This is a genomic window from Malikia granosa (genome assembly GCF_002980595.1).
Taxonomy (GTDB): Bacteria; Pseudomonadota; Gammaproteobacteria; order Burkholderiales; family Burkholderiaceae_C; genus Malikia; species Malikia granosa.
Genome location: NZ_PVLQ01000012.1, coordinates 20,036 through 37,481, shown reverse-complemented (window position 1 = coordinate 37,481; position 17,446 = coordinate 20,036). Strand labels below are relative to the sequence as shown.

The 17,446-nt window shown below is 69.1% G+C and carries 15 protein-coding genes; 6 read left to right on the top strand and 9 right to left on the bottom strand.

The window, feature by feature from the left end; genetic code table 11:
* Nucleotides 1-229: 229 nt before the first annotated feature.
* On the top strand, nucleotides 230-1,444 hold the full coding sequence (locus tag C6P64_RS03430; RefSeq protein WP_105747199.1) for a type II secretion system F family protein: 1,215 nt from the start codon (nucleotides 230-232) through the stop codon (nucleotides 1,442-1,444).
* Between the two features lie 52 nt (nucleotides 1,445-1,496).
* Here C6P64_RS03430 and C6P64_RS03425 read toward each other — a convergent pair whose 3' ends face one another.
* From C6P64_RS03425 to C6P64_RS03410, 4 genes are read right to left on the bottom strand one after another with little or no spacing between them, the layout of a single operon-like run.
* Nucleotides 1,497-2,651, bottom strand: a complete 1,155-nt coding sequence (locus C6P64_RS03425) for a response regulator (RefSeq protein WP_105747198.1) — start codon at nucleotides 2,649-2,651, stop codon at nucleotides 1,497-1,499.
* 22 nt (nucleotides 2,652-2,673) lie between these two features.
* A complete protein-coding gene (locus C6P64_RS03420; RefSeq protein WP_105747197.1) occupies nucleotides 2,674-4,353 on the bottom strand; it encodes a GAF domain-containing protein in 1,680 nt (559 codons plus the stop codon).
* Nucleotides 4,350-8,402 (bottom strand): hybrid sensor histidine kinase/response regulator, encoded by a 4,053-nt coding sequence (locus C6P64_RS03415; RefSeq protein ID WP_105747196.1) that lies wholly within the window; start codon nucleotides 8,400-8,402, stop codon nucleotides 4,350-4,352. The genes C6P64_RS03420 and C6P64_RS03415 overlap by 4 nt, the downstream gene beginning before the upstream one ends.
* Nucleotides 8,399-9,286 carry a GAF domain-containing protein gene (locus C6P64_RS03410; RefSeq protein WP_105747195.1) on the bottom strand — a complete coding sequence of 296 codons (888 nt, stop codon included), beginning with the start codon at nucleotides 9,284-9,286 and terminating at the stop codon, nucleotides 8,399-8,401. The genes C6P64_RS03415 and C6P64_RS03410 overlap by 4 nt, the downstream gene beginning before the upstream one ends.
* 150 nt (nucleotides 9,287-9,436) lie before the next feature.
* On the opposite strand from C6P64_RS03410, the gene C6P64_RS03405 reads away from it, so the two are divergent.
* Genes C6P64_RS03405 through C6P64_RS03390 form a run of 4 tightly spaced genes read left to right on the top strand, consistent with a single transcriptional unit; the run spans nucleotide 9,437 to nucleotide 11,921 of the window.
* Complete coding sequence (locus C6P64_RS03405) at nucleotides 9,437-10,285, top strand: prepilin peptidase (protein ID WP_245911617.1); 849 nt, start codon at nucleotides 9,437-9,439, stop codon at nucleotides 10,283-10,285.
* Nucleotides 10,285-10,899: a dephospho-CoA kinase gene (gene coaE, locus C6P64_RS03400; protein ID WP_105747193.1), complete on the top strand. Its 615-nt coding sequence runs from the start codon at nucleotides 10,285-10,287 to the stop codon at nucleotides 10,897-10,899. The genes C6P64_RS03405 and coaE overlap by 1 nt, the downstream gene beginning before the upstream one ends.
* 35 nt (nucleotides 10,900-10,934) lie before the next feature.
* Nucleotides 10,935-11,690: a cell division protein ZapD gene (gene zapD, locus C6P64_RS03395; protein ID WP_105747192.1), complete on the top strand. Its 756-nt coding sequence runs from the start codon at nucleotides 10,935-10,937 to the stop codon at nucleotides 11,688-11,690.
* Nucleotides 11,691-11,702: 12 nt separating this feature from the next.
* Nucleotides 11,703-11,921 carry a DNA gyrase inhibitor YacG gene (locus C6P64_RS03390; RefSeq protein WP_105747191.1) on the top strand — a complete coding sequence of 73 codons (219 nt, stop codon included), beginning with the start codon at nucleotides 11,703-11,705 and terminating at the stop codon, nucleotides 11,919-11,921.
* A gap of 43 nt (nucleotides 11,922-11,964) precedes the next feature.
* On the opposite strand, the gene C6P64_RS03385 is transcribed toward C6P64_RS03390, so the two are convergent.
* The 4 genes from C6P64_RS03385 to pyrF all read right to left on the bottom strand — a co-directional run bounded on the left by C6P64_RS03385 (nucleotide 11,965) and on the right by pyrF (nucleotide 15,555).
* Nucleotides 11,965-12,435, bottom strand: a complete 471-nt coding sequence (locus tag C6P64_RS03385) for an NUDIX domain-containing protein (protein ID WP_105747190.1) — start codon at nucleotides 12,433-12,435, stop codon at nucleotides 11,965-11,967.
* On the bottom strand, nucleotides 12,432-13,331 hold the full coding sequence (locus C6P64_RS03380) for an ATP-binding protein (protein WP_105747189.1): 900 nt from the start codon (nucleotides 13,329-13,331) through the stop codon (nucleotides 12,432-12,434). The genes C6P64_RS03385 and C6P64_RS03380 overlap by 4 nt, the downstream gene beginning before the upstream one ends.
* 4 nt (nucleotides 13,332-13,335) lie before the next feature.
* Nucleotides 13,336-14,565: a bifunctional glutamate N-acetyltransferase/amino-acid acetyltransferase ArgJ gene (gene argJ, locus C6P64_RS03375; protein ID WP_105747188.1), complete on the bottom strand. Its 1,230-nt coding sequence runs from the start codon at nucleotides 14,563-14,565 to the stop codon at nucleotides 13,336-13,338.
* 153 nt (nucleotides 14,566-14,718) lie between these two features.
* Complete coding sequence (pyrF, locus tag C6P64_RS03370) at nucleotides 14,719-15,555, bottom strand: orotidine-5'-phosphate decarboxylase (protein WP_211296790.1); 837 nt, start codon at nucleotides 15,553-15,555, stop codon at nucleotides 14,719-14,721.
* Between the two features lie 119 nt (nucleotides 15,556-15,674).
* Here pyrF and C6P64_RS03365 point away from each other — a divergent pair, with 119 nt between their 5' ends.
* Nucleotides 15,675-16,436, top strand: coding sequence for a class II glutamine amidotransferase (locus C6P64_RS03365; protein WP_105747187.1), 762 nt, complete (start codon nucleotides 15,675-15,677; stop codon nucleotides 16,434-16,436).
* Nucleotides 16,437-16,476: 40 nt separating this feature from the next.
* On the opposite strand, the gene gshB is transcribed toward C6P64_RS03365, so the two are convergent.
* Nucleotides 16,477-17,433, bottom strand: a complete 957-nt coding sequence (gene gshB / locus C6P64_RS03360; RefSeq protein WP_105747186.1) for a glutathione synthase — start codon at nucleotides 17,431-17,433, stop codon at nucleotides 16,477-16,479.
* Nucleotides 17,434-17,446 lie beyond the last annotated feature (13 nt).

Genomic DNA, 17,446 nt, shown 5'->3' with positions numbered 1-17,446 from the left:
AGCGCTGACTTTTGCGTGCAATTGCGAAAAATAACCGCAAAAAATCATCAAAACGCCACCATTTCGTGCCCCTTGCCAGCAACTTCGGCACCCTGGCCGGCACTCGGCGCGCCAAGCTGCAAGCCGGGCCGATCGGGATTGCCCCAGCCGGCCCTTGCAGGGGTAAACTGCTTGGCACAGCCGCCTCGGGCGGAGGGTGGGCAGACCAATAATCAGAACGGGGGAAGCCATGGCCACAGCGGTACGCAAGGTCAAGGAGTATGTCTTCGAGTGGGAGGGCAAGGATCGCGGCGGCAAGCCCGTGCGCGGCGAGACCCGCGCTGCCAGCGACAACCTGGTGCTGACGGCCCTGCGGCGCCAGGGCATAGTCCCGCTCAAGGTCAGGAAGCGCCGGATGTCGGGCAGCCGTTCGATCCGCCCCAAGGACATCTCGATCTTCACGCGCCAGCTCGCGACCATGATGAAGGCGGGCGTGCCCCTGCTGCAGGCCTTCGACATCGTCGGACGCGGCAACCCCAATCCCAATGTGACCCGCCTGCTCAACGAGGTCCGCACCGAGGTCGAGACCGGCACCTCGCTGAGCGCCGCCTTCCGCAAGCATCCGCTGTATTTCAGCAGCCTCTACTGCAACCTGGTCGAGGCTGGCGAGACCGCCGGCATCCTGGAAGGCATCCTCGAGCGGCTGGCGGTCTATCTCGAGAAGTCGGAGGCGCTGAAAAGCAAGGTCAGGTCGGCCCTGATGTATCCGGCGGCGGTGATCACGGTCGCGGTCGTCGTGATCACGGTGATCATGATCTTCGTGATCCCGGCCTTCAAGGAAGTGTTCTCCTCCTTCGGCGCCGACCTGCCGGCCCCGACGCTGGTCGTGATCGGCATGAGCGAGTTCTTCGTCGCCTGGTGGTGGCTGCTCTTCATCGTGCTGGGTGCGGGCTTCTACTTCCTGCGGCAGGCCTGGCGCCGCAACGAGAAGGTGCAGCGACTGATGGACCGCGTGCTGCTCAAGCTGCCGATCTTCGGCCTGCTGGTCGAGAAGTCGGTGGTGGCGCGCTGGACCCGCACGCTCTCGACCATGTTCGCGGCCGGCGTGCCGCTGGTCGAGGCGCTGGACTCGGTCGGCGGCGCAGCGGGCAACTCGCTCTATGCCGATGCCACGGTCAAGATCCAGCAGGAGGTCTCGACCGGCACCAGCCTGACCCAGGCCATGACCAATACCCGGATCTTCCCGTCGATGGTGCTGCAGATGTGCGCGATCGGCGAGGAATCGGGCTCGATCGACCACATGCTGGGCAAGGCGGCCGACTTCTACGAGCAGGAGGTCGACGACATGGTGGCCGGTCTGTCGAGCCTGATGGAGCCCATCATCATCGTGCTGCTGGGCACCATCATCGGTGGCATCGTGGTCGCGATGTACCTGCCGATCTTCAAGCTCGGCCAGGTGGTCTGAGCCAGCGCCGGCGCTCCAGGGGCTGGCGCGACTGCCGCGCCTGGGCTCCGGCTCAGAGGTTGTGCACCCGGGCCAGGTGCTGGCGCTTGGCCTCGATTTCGCTGTCGGTGTCGATGTAGCGCTGCGCGATGGCGTGGAACTCCTCGTGGATGGCCAGGAAGGCATCGACCATGTCGGGATCGAAATGCTGGCCGCGGCCGGCGCTGATCAGGGCCACCGCCTGCTCGTGCGGCATGCCTTCCTTGTAGACCCGGCGGCTGATCAGCGCGTCGTAGACATCGGCCAGCGCCATCAGCCGCGCCGACAGCGGAATGGCCTCGCCCTTGAGCCCCTCGGGGTAGCCGGAGCCGTCCCATTTCTCCTGGTGGCTGTAGGCGATCTCCTTGGCCAGCTTGAGGAACTCGACCGGCATGCCGAGCTGGCGCTCGGCGGAATGGATGGCGTCGCGCCCGAGCGTGGTGTGCGTCTTCATGAGCTCGAACTCCTCGGGCGTGAGCTTGCCGGGCTTGAGCAGGATGCGGTCCGGGATGCCGACCTTGCCGATGTCGTGCAGCGGCGCCGACTTGAACAGCATCAGGATGTAGCGGTCGTCGAGCAGCGCGGCCAGGTGGGGCTGCTCGCGCAGTTTCAGCGCCAGCGCCTTGACATAGTGCTGGGTGCGGCGGATGTGGTTGCCGGTGTCGGAGTCGCGCGTCTCGGCCAGCGAGGCCATCGCCAGGATGGTCACGTCCTGGATCGCGATCACCTCGGCGGTGCGCTTGCCGACCTCGTGCTCGAGGTAGTCGGCCTTGTCGCGCAGGAAGTCGGCGCTGGCCTTGAGTACCAGGTGGTTGCGAACCCGGGCCATCACGATCGGCGGGCTGATCGGCTTGGTGATGTAGTCGACCGCGCCCAGGTCCAGGCCCTGCTTCTCGTCCTCGACCCCGCTCTTGGCGGTCAGGAAGATGACCGGGATGTCGCGCGTGGCGGGATCGGCCTTGAGCCGGCGGCAGACCTCGTAGCCGTCCATGCCCGGCATCATGATGTCGAGCAGGATCAAGTCGGGCGGCGGGGTGGCCTGGGCGATGCGCAGCGCCTTCTCGCCATCGATCGCTGCCTTGACCTTGTATTCGTCGCGCAGCAGGCCGGTCATCAGCGAGAGGTTGGCCGGGGTGTCGTCGACCACCAGGATGGTGGCAGGCTCGGGGTGCTTGGTGTCGGTGTCCATCGGCATGCTCGGAAAAAGAGGTTCATTCAGCGCCGGGGGCCTGGGTGGCGGCGGCGGCGCCCGGCTTGTCAGCGCCAGCGTACTCCAAGCCGCCAGCGCCGTCGATGGGGTCCCGGCCGACGCTGGCCTGCGCGCGTGCCTCGGCCAGCAGGCGCTCGAGGCGGCGCTCGGCCAGCAGGACCTCGAGATTGGTCGCCAGCACCGGCAGCAGGCCTTCGAGCAGGGTGGTGATATGCCCGCTGTCGGGCTCGATCGAGGCCAGCTCGAGCACGCCGATCAGCAGCTCGTTGCGCATGACGGGCAGCAACAGCAGCGCACGCGGCAGCGCCTGTCCAAGGCCGGACTCCAGCCGCCAGAAGCCCGCTGGCACCTCGGTGAAGACCAGGCTGCGCCGCTCGCGCGCGCACTGACCCAGCAGGCCGTCGCCGATGGCCACGCGCTCGGGGGCAGACGCCGTGGCAAAGCTGCCCGCCAGGTGCAGCTCCGGCTGGCCGTCCGGGCCGGGCTCGATGCAGTACAGGCTGCCCTGGTGCACGGGCAGGAAGCGGCCGATCTCGGTGAACAGGGCCTGGGTCAGCGCGGGCAACTCGCGGGCGCGCTGCAGCTGCAGCGACAGCTCGGACTGGCGCTCCTTGAACTGCGCCAGCTGCATGAGTTCGCGCGAAGCCGCCTCGCTGCGTGCCAGCGCCGCACGCCTGGCCACCTGGTTGTGCGCCGCGCGCAGCAGCGACAACAGCAGGGCCAGCACGAGCAGCCCGGCCGTGACGCCGGCCACGATCTGTCCGAGCCGCGACGCCTGGAGCGTTGGCGAGGCGAGCAGCACCAGCTGCCAGCGGCCGGTGGCATCGGGCCATTGCAGGCTGGCGCGCACCCGCAGGTGGCGTTGGCCGAGCAGCTCGACCCGGTCCTGCGCCGGGTCGAAAGGCAGGCGGCCGGGCTGGACGCCGGCCGCAAAGGCCGGTCCGAACTGCGCCACCAGGCCCGCCTGCTGCTCCTGGCTCATCTCGTGCGCCAGCTTGAGGTTCCAGTCGCTGTCGCTGCTCGCATAGACCAGACCCTGGGGCGACAGCAGCAGGGCATGCTCGCCGAGCCGGCGCAGGCTGGAATCCAGGCCATCGGCCGAGAGCTTGATCACGAGCACGCCGACCACCAGGCCAGTGCGCTGAGCCTCGGCATAGATCGGGGCCGCCAGCAGGAAGCTGCGCCGGGGCAGGCGCTCGCCCTCGGCGATGGGATAGACGTTCTCCTGGCCGGCGAAGGCCTGTTGCCAGTAGGGCATGTCCTGCAGCTGCTGCCCGAGGCTGGCGGGCTGGTCGGCCGCCTGGGCCAGCAAGCGACCGCTGGCATCGATGACCGAGATGCTCTCGGCATCGAGCGCCCGCCGCACCGGCTCCAGGCGCTCGAGCACTTGCGGCGCATCGGGCTCCAGCCGGCCCTGGACCAGGGCCTTGAGCACCGGTTCGTTGATGCCGAGCATCGCCGCGGCGCCCATCGCCCGGCCGCGCAGGACCTCCTCGGACAGCTGTACCGCATGGCGCTGCGCTTGGGTCTCGAGCAGGTGGTTGAGCTCGGTCTCGTCGGAGCGCTGATAGAAGCTGGCCGTCAGCCAGCCGAGCAACAAGGACAGGCCAAGGGCGAACAGCCGGTAGACCGGGGCATGCAGCAGCAGCCCCGGCAGGAAGTCTGGCCTGGACCGCTTCATGGGCGACTCCCGCTGGCGCTGGCCACCTGGCGCAAGACATGCAGCGCCTGCTCGTAGTCGAAACCGCGCAGCGCCGCATCCACCTCGCTCCAGCGCACGCCCAGCAGCGGGCGCAACAGCGCCCCGTCCTGCTCCCAGGCCTGCTCGGCAGCGGAGTCTGAGTCCGCCAGCAGGCGCTCGATGCGCTGCAACGCGGCCTGCTGCGCCTGCGCATCGGGTGCGGCGCCATCGCCGGCCTGCGGCTCTTCACTCGGGGCGGCTGCCAGCCAGGCGGCCAGCGCCGCGACCAGCGGCTCGAGCTGGACCGAGCAGGCTTGCAGCAGAGGCTCGAGCGCCGCTGGCGGCAAGCGCTCGTGCAGGGCCTGCTCGAGCGCCGCAGCCTGGGCCTGCAGGGCGGTGGCACCGATGCTGCCGGCCGTGCTCTTGAGCGTGTGCGCCGCGCGTTCGGCGGTGACGGCATCGCCGGCCGCGAGCGCGGCCCGCACCTGGCCGATGGCCGCTGCCTCCAGCGTCACGAATTTCTGCAGCAGGCGACGGTAGAGGGCCAGCTTGCCGGCGGTGCGGCCCAGGCCCAGCCGGGCATCCAGGCCCGCGATGTGCAGCGGCAGGCAAGCGTCGTCCGGCGCCAGGCGATCATCGGCGCCCACGGCGACGGTTTCCGGGCCGGGCGCGGGGATGGCCTGCGGCCTGGCTGCCGCGGCCTCGGGCGGGATGGAGGCGGTCGCAGCCTGCGCCGCGCGCGCCGGAATCCAGCGCAGCAGGGCGCGCCAGAGCTCGTCGGGCTCGATCGGCTTGACCACATAGTCGTTCATGCCGGCCTCCAGGCAGCGCTCGCGATCGCCCTGCATCGCGTTGGCCGTCATCGCGATGATGGGCAGGCGGGCGAACTGCGGCAGCTTGCGGAGCTCGAGCGTGCTGCCGATTCCGTCGAGCACCGGCATCTGCATGTCCATCAGCACCGCGTCGTAGTAGCCGGCCTCGTGTTGCAGCAGCCGGTCGAGCGCCTCGCGGCCGTCGCCGGCCACCTCGACTTGCAAGCCGACGTCGTGGAGCAGCTCGACCGCCACCTCCTGGTTGAGCTCGTTGTCCTCCGCCAGCAGCAGCCGCGCGCCGGCGATGGACGCGAGCTCGGGCTCGGCGCTGCCGGTTCCGCCCGGCACCGGCTCCGCTGCCAGCGGCTCGCCCAAGGCCCGCATGACGGCGTCGAACAGCTGCGAGGGATTGACCGGCTTGGTCAGCACGCTGTCGAAGCCGGCGGCCTCGGCTGCGGCTTCGACCTCGTCGCGACCGTAGGCGGTGACCATGACCAGGTGCGGCGGCGACGACAGGCCCAGGGCCAGGATGCGGCGCCCGGCCTCGAGTCCGTCGACGCCGGGCATCTGCCAGTCGGTGAAGATGACGCTGAAAGGCTGGTCGGCGGCCGCGGCGCTGCGCACCGCCTCCACGCCGGCCTCGCCGCTGGCCACGGCCGCGACCCGGAAGCTCATGGCGACCAGCATCTCGGTCAATGCGGTGCGGGCATATTCGTTGTCCTCGATCACCAGCACCCGGCAGCCGCGCAGGTCGAGTCGCGGCAGGCGGGCCTGCGGCTGCTGCTCGCCCCGGCCCAGGCGGGCGGTGAACCAGAAGGTCGAGCCCCGGCCCAGTTCGGATTCGACCCCGACCTCGCCGCCCATGAGCTGGGCCAGGCTCTTGGAGATCGCCAGCCCGAGTCCGGTGCCGCCGTAGCGGCGCGAGGTCGAGCGGTCGGCCTGGCTGAAGCTCTGGAACAGGCGGCCGCGCTGCTCCTCACTCAGGCCGATGCCGGTGTCCTGGACCGCGAAATGCAGCAGGACATCGTGCTCGCCGACCTCGCGCTGCGACACCTTGACCCGGATCTCGCCCTGCTCGGTGAACTTGACCGCGTTGTTGCAGTAGTTGACCAGGATCTGGCCCAGCCGCAGCGGGTCGCCGACCAGGGCCTGGGTCAGGCCGGGCTCGAGCTCGAACACCAGTTCCAGCCCCTTGCTGCCGGCCTTCTCGCCGACCAGGTTGGCGACGTTCTCGAGCACCGCGTCGAGCTCGAAGTCGGTCGACTCGATGGTGAGCTTGCCGGCCTCGATCTTCGAGAAGTCCAGGATGTCGTTGATGATGCCGAGCAGGTGCTGGCTCGAGCGCTGGATCTTGCCGAGGTAGTCCTGCTGGCGCGGATTGAGTCCCGACTTGTGCAGCAGGTGCGCCATGCCGATGATCGCGTTCATCGGGGTGCGGATCTCGTGGCTCATATTGGCCAGGAAGCTGCTCTTGGTGCGCGCGGCATCCTCGGCCAGCTCGCGCGCGCGACGCATCTCGTCGGCGACATGGCGCTCCTCGGACACATCGTCGAGCGTCCAGACCACGCCCTGCGCCAGGTCCTTGAGGTCGATCGCATGGCCGTTGAGCCGGACCCAGAGCTGGCTGCCGTCCTGGCGCAGCATCGCCGCCTCGAGCCGCACCGGCTCGCCGCGGCCGATCTGCTCGCTGCTGCGCTCGATACGCTCGCGGCTGTCGGCATCGGCAAACCAGCCCAGCATGCTGTGGCCGACCAGCTCCGCGCTGGGCCGGCCCAGCAGCCAGCCCAGGTGCTGGTTGCACTTGACGACCTGCTGGCGGCGCAGCACGACGATGCCGCTGGTGACCGACTCGAAGATCGCGTTCTGCTCGTCGAGGATGGCGGAGATGGAACGGCGCTGGGCCTCGATCTCCTCCTTCTGGCGCTCGAGCTCCTGCGCCTGCTGCTGCGTGGCCTCGAGCAGGCGCTGGGTCCTGACATTGCGCTCGAGGATCTCGAGCCCCATCGCGAGCATCGGCAACAGGCCCTCGAGCAGGCCCTCCTCGCGCGGCCCGAACAGGCGCAGCGCGGCCAGCTCGATCACCGCCAGCACCTTGCCCCCGCTGAGCACGGGCAGCGCCAGGATGGCCTCGGGCGGTGCCTCGCCCAGGCTGCTCACGATCCGCACATAGTCGGGCGGCGGACGGGTGATCTGGATCGGCGCCTTCTCGAGCGCGCATTGGCCGACCAGGCTCTCGCCGAGGTCGAAGCGCTGCGCCAGTCCCTTGCGCTCGGAATGGGCATATTGCGCGATCAGGCGCAGCTGGTGGTGTTCGGCGTCGAGCACGTAGAACACGCCATGCCCGACCTGCAGCAGCGGGCAGACCTCGGACAGGAAGCGCTGCGCCAGCTCGCTGAAGCTGTTGCAGGCCTGCAGCAAGGTCGCGATGCGGGCCTGGTGCGACTTCGCCCACTGCTCCTGCGCCATCTGTTCGCGCGTGGCGCTGTATTGCGCCAGCGAACGCGCGAGTTCGCCAACCTCGCTGCGCTCCCGCATGCAGTCCAGCGGCGCGAAGGCCTGGCCGGCCTTCATCGCGAGCACCTGCGCGTTCATCGCCGACAGCGGCTGCAGCACGCGCCGGCTGTAGTAGTAGCCCAGCATGACCATCACGGCCAGGGTGCTGAGCAGGGTCAGTGCCAGGCTGGCATGCCAGGCCAGGCGGAGTTGGCGCTCGGCCTGGCGGAACTCATCGTCCAGGCGCTGATCGACCTTGAGCAGCAGGCGCTGCACCGGCTCATGGATGGCTTCGAGCTCGGCCTCGTAGGCGGCACCGAAGACAAGGCCGGTCGCCTGCTCGATCCGGCCGGCCTGGCGCTCGTCCATCGCCAGCGCCTCGATCCGCACCAGGGCGTCGGAGCGGGACTTGGCCAGCTCGATCAGCGCGATCTCGTCATGGTTCAGGTCCAGGCTTTCGAGGGCGAACTGCGCCTGCTCGAAGCGGCGCGTGACCTGGACTTCCTGCCAGTAGTTCCGTTCATGGACCGGATCGCCGGTAACGACGAAGGCCCGGACCTGGTTGGTCAGGTAGCGGTCCGCCTCCAGGAAGCGCTCGGCCTGCCGGCTGACCAGGTACTGGCGCTCCTGCACCACCTGCTGGCGCTGCGCGAGGCGGTCGAGCAGGAGCAGCGCCCCGGCATTGAGCAGCGCGAGCGCGAGGTAGAGCGCGATCGCGCTGGCATTGATGCGGCGCAGCTTCATGCCACCCCTCCGCCGGGCTCGAGGGTCTGCTGGCCCGCCGCGTTGGCCCCCTGGACCTGCTCGAGCAGCCGCTCGCTGCGCTCGGCCCGCTGCAGGCTGTCGAGACAGATGGCAAGAACCGGTGCGATCTCCTGCAGCAGCCGGCTGGCCTCGTCGCCGAAGGGCTGCAGGCTGGCGAGTTCGAGCAAGCCCAGCAGACGGCCGCGGTGCTCGATCGGGTGAATCAGCAGCTCGGCCGGCTCGGCATCGCCCAGGCCCGAGCTGATGCGCAGGTAGCGGGCGCCCGGACGGACCAGGGTGACGGGGCGACGCGAACGCGCGACCTGGAGCAGGAGCGGCGCGAGCTCGGGCTGGCGCAGCAGCACCTGGGCCTCGTCGGCGCCATCGGCACCATAGCGCGCTGCCGCCTGCAGGGACTGGGTACCTTCGTCCCAATAGCAGCACAGGCCCTGGTGCACCGGCAACCGGTGCGCCAGGCCGGACAGCAGCAGGCGGGCCAGTTCAGCGGGGCTGCGGGCCTGCTGCAGCAGGGTCGACAGTTCGACCAGGCAGGCACGCCGCCTGGATTCGGCTTCGGCGCTGCGCAAGCTGGCCTCGGCGGCGCTGAAGGCATCGAGCAGCTCGCGACCGATCATCAGGCGCAGTAGCAGCAGCCAGGGCAGGCAGGAAAACAGCAACATGAGCAGGCCGCACAGCACGAGCCACTCGGCATTGCCGGACGGCAAGCGATCCATGACCAAGGCGGCATACAGGCCCGCAGCCGCAAGCAAGAGCAGCGACAGACTCAACAGCACCAGGCGCCAGCACAGCCGGATCAGCGAGCGACGCAGTTCATGCAGCCGGACCGCATCGCCCGCAGCCGCCGCGGCTCGGGCTTCTTCCATCACGCGCCAGTCTCCATATCCATACCCATGTGCAGCGATCCGCTGCGTTACGATCGGAAATCGTCAGGACCGGCTGCCGACGCCGGGGCAGCTGTCCGGCCAGCAGTCGTGCCAAACTATGCTAGAGATGTTAACCCAAAGGTAAACCGATTGTCTGACCTCCCGCTCGGAATATGGAACTGGTGGCTGGCAGGTCTGCTCGGCCTGCTGGTCGGCAGCTTCCTCAATGTGGTGATCCACCGCCTGCCGCTGATGCTCGAGCAGCGCTGGGCGCGCGAATGTGCCGAACTGGCCGGCCAGCCAGCCCCGGACCAGGCGCCACTGAGCCTGGCACAGCCTAGATCGCGCTGTCCCGGCTGCGGCGCCCTGATCCGCTGGCAGCAGAACATCCCGCTGCTGAGCTACCTGCTGCTGCGCGGGCGCTGCGCCAGCTGCCAGGCACCGATCAGCTGGCGCTATCCGCTGGTCGAGGCGCTGACCGCCCTCCTGTTCGCCGGGGTGGTGGCCGTGCATGGCAACGGCATGGCCGGTCTGGCTGGCTGCGGCCTGGCCGCGGCGCTGGTCGCGCTGGCCTTCATCGACTGGGATACCACGCTGCTGCCCGACGACATCACGCTGCCGCTGCTCTGGGCCGGGCTGATCGCGGCGGCACTGGGCTGGAGCGCGAGCAGCCTGAGCGAGTCGCTCTGGGGCGCGGTCGCGGGCTATCTCTCGCTCTGGCTGATCTACTGGGCCTTCAAGCTCGCGACCGGCAAGGAAGGCATGGGCTACGGCGACTTCAAGCTGTTTGCCGCCTTGGGCGCCTGGTTCGGCTGGCCGGCGCTGATTCCCATCATCCTGCTGGCCTCGCTGAGCGGGGCTGCGGTGGGAATCGCACTCAAGCTCGGACCCGGCCTGCGCGAGGGCGGCTATGTGCCGTTCGGCCCCTTCCTGGCGCTCGGCGGGCTCTGGGCCCTGCTGTTCGGCCCTGAACGTTTTCTGCAATGGATAGGAATCTGATGGAACACTCATGTGTGCGGCTGGGCCTGACGGGTGGCATCGGCAGCGGCAAGAGCACGGTCGCAACCCTGCTGGTGCAACTCGGCGCTGAGCTGATCGACGCCGATGCGATCTCGCGCGCCAGCACGGCCCCAGGCGGCAGCGCGATCGAGGCGGTGCGCGCTGCCTTCGGCGACGAATTCATCACGCCTGATCGGGCGATGGACCGCGACCGCATGCGCGCGTGCATCTTTGCCGACCCGACGGCACGGGCCCGGCTCGAGGCCATCATCCATCCGCTCGTGCGCACCGAGATCGACCGCCGGCTGGCGGCCTTGCCCGGCGGCGTCGCGGTGCTGGACCTGCCGCTGCTGGCCGAGTCGAGCGCCTGGCGCGAACGCTGCGACCTGGTCTGGGTCGTCGACTGCACAGCCGAAACCCAGATCCGGCGCGTGATGCAGCGCAACGGCTGGACGCGCGACCAGGTACAGGCCGTGCTGGCGGCACAGGCCAGCCGCGAGCAAAGGCTGGCCATCGCCGATTGCGTGATCGACAACGAAGGCCAGACGCTGGCCGAACTCGAGCAGCAGGTCCGGGCGCAATGGGCTCAGCTCGGTCATCGATTCGGGCTATGATGGCCAGTTAAGCCTGAAATCCCGATGCGTGTCCTGTGATCCTCTACGAGTACCCTTTCAACGAACGCATTCGCACCTATCTGCGGCTGGAACATCTGCTGCGCCGGCTCGGTGAACTGGTGGCGCGCACGCAAGCGGTCGACCACCACTACGCGATCCAGACCCTGTTCGAACTGATGGATGTCAGCTCGCGCTCGGACCTCAAGTCCGAGGTCATGAAGGACATCGAGCGCCACAAGCAGGTGCTCAACGGCTACCGCGACAGCCCGTCGATCTCGCAGCAGGCGCTCGACAGCTGCATCGAACAGTTCGATGCCTGCTTCGCTGCGCTCAACAGCGACTCGGGCCGGGTCGGCTACAGCCTGACTGGCAATGATTGGCTGATGTCGGTGCGCAACCGGATGGCGATTCCGGGCGGCACCTGCGAATTCGACCTGCCGGTCTACCATGACTGGCTGCACCGGCCGGTAGAAGTGCGCCAGCGCGACCTCGCGCAATGGTCGGCCGAGTTCGAGGGCCTGAACCGCGCCTTGTCCCTGCTCATGAAACTGCTGCGCGACAGCGGCATGCCGCACAAGGTCGTGGCGATGGAGGGACAGTTCCAGCAGCATCTGCCGGCCGGACGCGGCTTCCAGCTGCTGCGGCTGCGGCTCGACCCCGCGCAGGGCCTGGTACCCGAGATCAGCGGCAACCGGCTGCTGTTCTCGGTGCGGCTGATGCAGCGCGGCGTTGACGGCCGCCTGCAGCCGGCGCAGGCCAACGCGCCGCTCGAAGTGACACTCTGCGCCTGAACGGAGGACCCGATGAAGCCCGCCAAGGAAAGCCCGGCCTTCGAGGCCCGGATCGTCAAATGCCCGGCCTGCGGCGGCCCGAGCCGCTACGCGCCCGACAACCGCTACCGGCCCTTCTGCTGCGAGCGCTGCAAGAACCTGGACCTGGGCGCCTGGGCCAGCGAGGAATTCCGCGTCCCGACCGCGCCGCCGCTCGAGCCCGCGCCACCCGAGGACAGCTGGCGCCACTGAAACCAGCAGATCCGGCCGCCTCGGCCAGGCAAGCCCAGCGCGGTCAGCCGCGGGCGGACGCTGCGGCCTGGTCGGCCTCCTGCTGCAGCCAGTCGAGCACCGGCAGCGTGCCGGGCAGCACCGGCTCGACCGTCACCGGCAGGGTCTGCCAGGCAAATGCCTGGCCTTCGTGCATCTGCAGCTCGCCGCTCCAGTCGTAGACCTTGCAGAAGTTCAGCCGCACCAGCGCGTGCGGGTAGTCGACCAGCTGCTCCTGCCAAGGATGGGCCTGGCCTATGGTGACACCGATCTCCTCCTGCAGCTCGCGTCGCAGCGCCTGCTCGACGCTCTCGCCGGCCTCGAGCTTGCCACCCGGAAATTCCCAGTAGCCCGCATAGACCTTGCCGGGCGGGCGGGTCGTCAGCAGGAAGCGGCCCTGGGGGTCTATCAGCACGCCGACCGCGACCTCGGTGATCGGGCGGTCAGCCCCGCCCTCGCGCGGGCGCTCGCCGTCGGCCACCAGCAGTCCGCTCATGCGTCGGCCTCGGCATCGGCCATTGGATTGGCGTCGCGGTTGCCGGCGTAGTGGCGCGCGAACTGGTAGGCCACCCGGCCACTGCGCGAGCCGCGCTCGAGCGCCCAGAGCAGGGCCTGCGGCCGCGCCGCCTCGAACTCGGATTGCGGCACGCCGTAGGACGCCAGCCATTGCCAGACCACGCTCAGGTACTCGTCCTGGCTGAAGGGATAGAAGCTGACCCAGAGCCCGAAGCGCTCGGACAGCGAGATCTTCTCCTCGACCGCCTCGCCCGGGTGCAGCTCGCCGTCCTCGCCGTGGCGGGCGCCGAGGTTGTCCTTCATGGTCTCGGGCAGCAGGTGGCGCCGGTTGCTGGTCGCGTAGATCAGCAGGTTGTCGCTGGCGGCCGAGACGCTGCCGTCGAGGATGGACTTGAGCGCCTTGTAGCCGGGCTCGCCGCTCTCGAAGCTCAGGTCGTCGGCAAAGACGATGAACTTCTCGGGCCGGTCCGCCACCAGCTCGACGATGTCGGGCAGGTCGATCAGCTCCTCCTTGTCGACCTCGATCAGGCGCAGCCCCTGGGGCGCATAGGTGTTCAGGCAGGCCTTGATCAGCGAGCTTTTCCCGGTACCGCGCGCGCCGGTCAGCAACACGTTGTTGGCCGGCAGGCCGCGCACGAAATGCTCGGTGTTGCGCTCGATCCTCTCCTTCTGCTGCTCGATCTCCTGCAGGTCGGCCAGCGCGATGGTCGCGACATGGCGCACCGGCTCGAGCCGGCCATGGCCGCCACGCTTGCGGTAGCGGAACGCCACCGAGGCCTGCCAGTCGGGCTCGCTCAGCGGTTGCGGCAGCACCGCCTCGATGCGCTCGATCAGGGATTCGGCCCGCTGCAGCAGGCGCTCGAAGGCTTCGTTCATGGGATCAGCTGCGGTAGTCGGCGTTGATGGTCACGTAGTCGTGGCTGAAGTCGCAGGTCCAGACCGTGTCGGACACCTCGCCACGGCCCAGGCCGACGCGGATCGTGATCTCGGTCTGCGCCATCACGCGCGCGCCGTCTTCCTCGCGGTACTCGGGGCGGCGGCCACCCTGGCTGACCACATGCACGTCGTCGAGGTGCAGCTCGATCAGGCCCTGGTCGAGGTCGGTGATGCCGGCATAGCCGACCGCCGCCAGGATGCGGCCCAGGTTCGGGTCGCTGGCGAAGAAGGCGGTCTTGACCAGCGGCGAATGCGCGATCGCGTACGCCACCTTCAGGCATTCGTCGGTACTCTTGCCGCCCTCGACGCGCACCGCGATGAACTTGGTCGCGCCCTCGCCGTCGCGCACGATCGCATGGGCCAGCGTGCGCGCGACCTCGGTCATGGCGGCGAGCAGGGCCTGGCCGTCGGCGCTGGCCAGGTCGGTGACCGGCGCATTGCCGGCCTGGCCGGTGGCGATCACGACGAAGCTGTCATTGGTCGAGGTGTCGCCATCGACCGTGACGCGGTTGAACGAGGCGTCGGCCAGCCGCTTGGCCAGCTCGGGCAGCAGCGCGGCATCGACGGCGGCATCGGTGGCCAGGAAGCCCAGCATGGTCGCCATGTTCGGGCGGATCATGCCGGCACCCTTGGAGATGCCGGTGATGCTGACGGTCTTGCCGCCGAGCTGGGCCTGGCGGCTGGCGGCCTTGGGCACGGTGTCGGTGGTCATGATGCCTTCGGCAGCCTTGAGCCAGTGGTCGGCCTGGGCGTCGGCCAGCGCAGCCGGCAGGCCGGCCACGATGCGATCCACCGGCAGCGGCTCCATGATGACGCCGGTCGAGAACGGCAGGATCTGCTCGGGCGAGACGCTGAGCTGGCGCGCCAGCGCGATGCAGGTGGCGCGCGCATCGACCAGGCCCGGCGCGCCGGTGCCGGCATTGGCATTGCCGGTGTTGATCACCAGCGCGCGGATGCCATGCTTGGCGCCCAGGTGCTCGCGGCAGACCTGCACCGGTGCGGCGCAGTAGCGGTTCTGCGTGAAGACGCCCGCCACTGCCGAGCCCGCATCCAGCAGGAAGACGGTCAGATCCTTGCGATTGGCCTTGCGCACGCCGGCTTCGGCCACGCCGATCTTGACGCCCGCGATGGGCAGGAGGCTAGCGGCCTCGGGTGCGGTCCAGTTGACTGCCATGCTTGACTCTCCGGATAGGGGGATGGACTTGCGCCCACGGCGCCGGACGGCGGCACGCGTGGACCGAAACTGCGATTCTAGGGTCTGGGGATGGCGGCCCGCTGCGGACCCGCCAGCGCCAGGCGCCGGAGTCCGGATCGGCCGCCAGCCGGCTCAGCGGCCAGCGTTGAGCAGGTCGCGGGTGCGGATCGCCTCGGCGCGAGCAGCCTGGGCGAAATCCGGGCCGGCGCTGGCATACAGCACGGCGCGCGAGGAGTTGACGATCACGGAGCCGGTCGTCCTGCCTGCCTGGCCACGCCAGCCGGCCTGCACCGTCGCCTTGGCGTCGCCGCCCTGGGCGCCGACGCCCGGGATCAGCAGCGGCAGGGTCGGGGCAAGCTCGCGTACGCGGCGGATCTCTTCCGGATAGGTCGCACCGACCACCAGGCCGAGCTGGCCGTTGAGGTTCCAGGGCCCTTGCGCCAGGCTGGCGAGATGCTCGAACAGGCGCGGCTGGCCCTCGACATCGGCCAGGCGCTGGAACTGGAAGTCGTCGCCGCCCGGGTTGGAGGTGCGGCAGAGCAGGAACACGCCCTTGCCGGGGTAGCGCAGATAGGGCTGGACCGTGTCGAAGCCCATGAAGGGCGACAGGGTGACCGCGTCGGCGCCATAGCGCTCGAAGGCTTCCTTGGCATATTGCTCGGCGGTGCTGCCGATGTCGCCGCGCTTGGCATCGAGGATGATCGGCACCTGCGGCGCGCGCACCCGCATGTGCGCCATCAGGCGCTCGAGCTGCTCCTCGGCGCGGTGCGCGGCGAAGTAGGCGATCTGCGGCTTGAACGCGATCACGAGATCGGCGGTCGCGTCGACGATGGCCGCGCAGAAGTCGTAGATCTTCGAGACGTCGTTGCGCCAGTGGTGGGGGAATTTGGCCGGTTCGGGGTCCAGGCCCACGCAGAGCATGGACTGGTTCTGGCGCTCGGCCGCGCCCAGCATGTCGATGAAGTTCATGCGCCCGATTGTAGAGAGGCCGGTCGCGGCCAGGAAGCGGACCAGACCGGGATGGCATGGCGGCCGCCCCGTGCGCAGGCGCTAAACTGCAGCATCTGCCCCACCTTGCCCGTCCTCCCATGTGCCAACTGCTCGGACTCAACTGCGCCACCCCGACTGACGCCACCTTCAGCTTCACCGGCTTTTGCCAGCGCGGCGGCGCCACCGACCAGCATGCCGACGGCTGGGGCATCGCCTTCTTCGAGGGCAAGGGCCTGCGCCTGTTCGTCGACCACCACAGCGCGGCGGCCTCGCCGATGGCGGACTTCCTGCGCCACTACCCGCTCAAGAGCACCAACATCATCGCCCATGTGCGCAAGGCCACGGTGGGCCAGGTCAGCCTGGAAAACGCCCACCCGTTCGCGCGCGAGCTGTGGGGCCGGCACTGGGTGTTCGCGCACAACGGCGACCTGAAGGACTACCAGCCGCGCCTGCACAGCCATTTCCAGCCGGTCGGCAGCACCGACAGCGAGCGCGCCTTCTGCTGGATCATGCAGGAACTCTCCAAATCGCATGCCGGCGTGCCGAGCGTGGCCGAACTCACGCTGACGCTGCGCGAACTGGTGCCGCAGATCCGGCAGTTCGGCAGCTTCAACTTCCTGCTCTCGAACGGCGAGGCGCTCTGGGCCCATTGCAGCACCAAGCTGTACTACCTGGTGCGCCAGCATCCCTTCCACCAGGCCACGCTGATGGACCAGGACTGGACGGTGGACTTCGCCCAGGTCAACCAGCCCGGCGACCGCGCTGCCGTCATCGTGACCCAGCCGCTGACCAAGGACGAGCAGTGGATCGCCTTCGAGCCCAACGAACTCAAGGTCTTCGTCGACGGCCTGCCACAGTAAGACTGCTGCGCTGCAGCCGCAGCGCAGCCAGCAAACCGGATCAGGCCAGCGCCGCCTCGAGCGCTTCGAGGTAGAGCGCCGCGACATCGCAGCCGGTCTGGTCGAAGATCTCCTGGAAGCAGGTCGGACTGGTGACGTTGATCTCGGTCAGGTGCTCGCCGATGATGTCGAGCCCGACCAGCAGCAGGCCGCGCGCCAGCAGGACGGGACCGAGCGCCTCGGCGATCTCGCGATCGCGCGCCGAGAGCGGCTGCGCCACGCCCTTGCCGCCGGCGGCCAGGTTGCCGCGGATCTCGCTGCCCTGCGGGATGCGCGCCAGGCTGTAGGGCACCGGCTTGCCACCGATCAACAGCACCCGCTTGTCGCCCTGGGCGATCGAGGGCAGGAACTTCTGCACCATCAGGCTCTGCGCGCCATGGCGGTTCAAGGTCTCGGTGATGCTGCCCAGATTCAGGCCGTCCGCGCCGACGCGGAAGATGCCCATGCCGCCCATGCCGTCGAGCGGTTTCAGGATGATGTCGCCATGCTCCTCGTGGAAGCGGCGCACGTCGGCGGCGTCGCGCGTGACCAGCGTCGGCGCGATCAGCTCCGGGAACTCCATGATGGCGAGCTTTTCCGGGTGGTTGCGCAGCGCGGCCGGGTCGTTGAAGACGCGCGCGCCCTCGCGCTGGGCCTGGCCCAGCAGGTGGGTGGCGTAGAAATACTCGCTGTCGAAGGGCGGGTCCTTGCGCATCAGCACCGCGTCGACCTCGGCCAGCGCCTGGGGCCGCTCGTCGGGTGCCTGCTGCGCCGCGACGAACCAGTCGTCGGCATCGCCGGTCAGGGTGATGTCGCGCACATAGGCCGTCACGCGACCGCCGCGCTGCCACATCAGGTCCTTGGGCTCGCAGGCCATCAGCTGGTGGCCACGCCGCTGCGCCTCGCGCATCATCGCGAAGGTGCTGTCCTTGTAGGTCTTGAACGATTCGAGCGGGTCGGCAATGAAGAGAATATTCATACGCTTTGCGGGA

Coding starts and splice junctions, on each gene's coding strand:
- C6P64_RS03410 (WP_105747195.1), bottom strand. CDS start 9,286: ATGGAAGAAGCCCGAGCCGCGGCGGCTGCGGGCGATGCGGTCCGGCTG.
- C6P64_RS03380 (WP_105747189.1), bottom strand. CDS start 13,331: ATGAACGAAGCCTTCGAGCGCCTGCTGCAGCGGGCCGAATCCCTGATC.
- C6P64_RS03415 (WP_105747196.1), bottom strand. CDS start 8,402: ATGAAGCTGCGCCGCATCAATGCCAGCGCGATCGCGCTCTACCTCGCG.
- C6P64_RS03425 (WP_105747198.1), bottom strand. CDS start 2,651: ATGGACACCGACACCAAGCACCCCGAGCCTGCCACCATCCTGGTGGTC.
- C6P64_RS03430 (WP_105747199.1), top strand. CDS start 230: ATGGCCACAGCGGTACGCAAGGTCAAGGAGTATGTCTTCGAGTGGGAG.
- C6P64_RS03365 (WP_105747187.1), top strand. CDS start 15,675: ATGTGCCAACTGCTCGGACTCAACTGCGCCACCCCGACTGACGCCACC.
- C6P64_RS03385 (WP_105747190.1), bottom strand. CDS start 12,435: ATGAGCGGACTGCTGGTGGCCGACGGCGAGCGCCCGCGCGAGGGCGGG.
- C6P64_RS03420 (WP_105747197.1), bottom strand. CDS start 4,353: ATGAAGCGGTCCAGGCCAGACTTCCTGCCGGGGCTGCTGCTGCATGCC.
- C6P64_RS03390 (WP_105747191.1), top strand. CDS start 11,703: ATGAAGCCCGCCAAGGAAAGCCCGGCCTTCGAGGCCCGGATCGTCAAA.
- argJ (WP_105747188.1), bottom strand. CDS start 14,565: ATGGCAGTCAACTGGACCGCACCCGAGGCCGCTAGCCTCCTGCCCATC.
- coaE (WP_105747193.1), top strand. CDS start 10,285: ATGGAACACTCATGTGTGCGGCTGGGCCTGACGGGTGGCATCGGCAGC.
- gshB (WP_105747186.1), bottom strand. CDS start 17,433: ATGAATATTCTCTTCATTGCCGACCCGCTCGAATCGTTCAAGACCTAC.
- pyrF (WP_211296790.1), bottom strand. CDS start 15,555: ATGAACTTCATCGACATGCTGGGCGCGGCCGAGCGCCAGAACCAGTCC.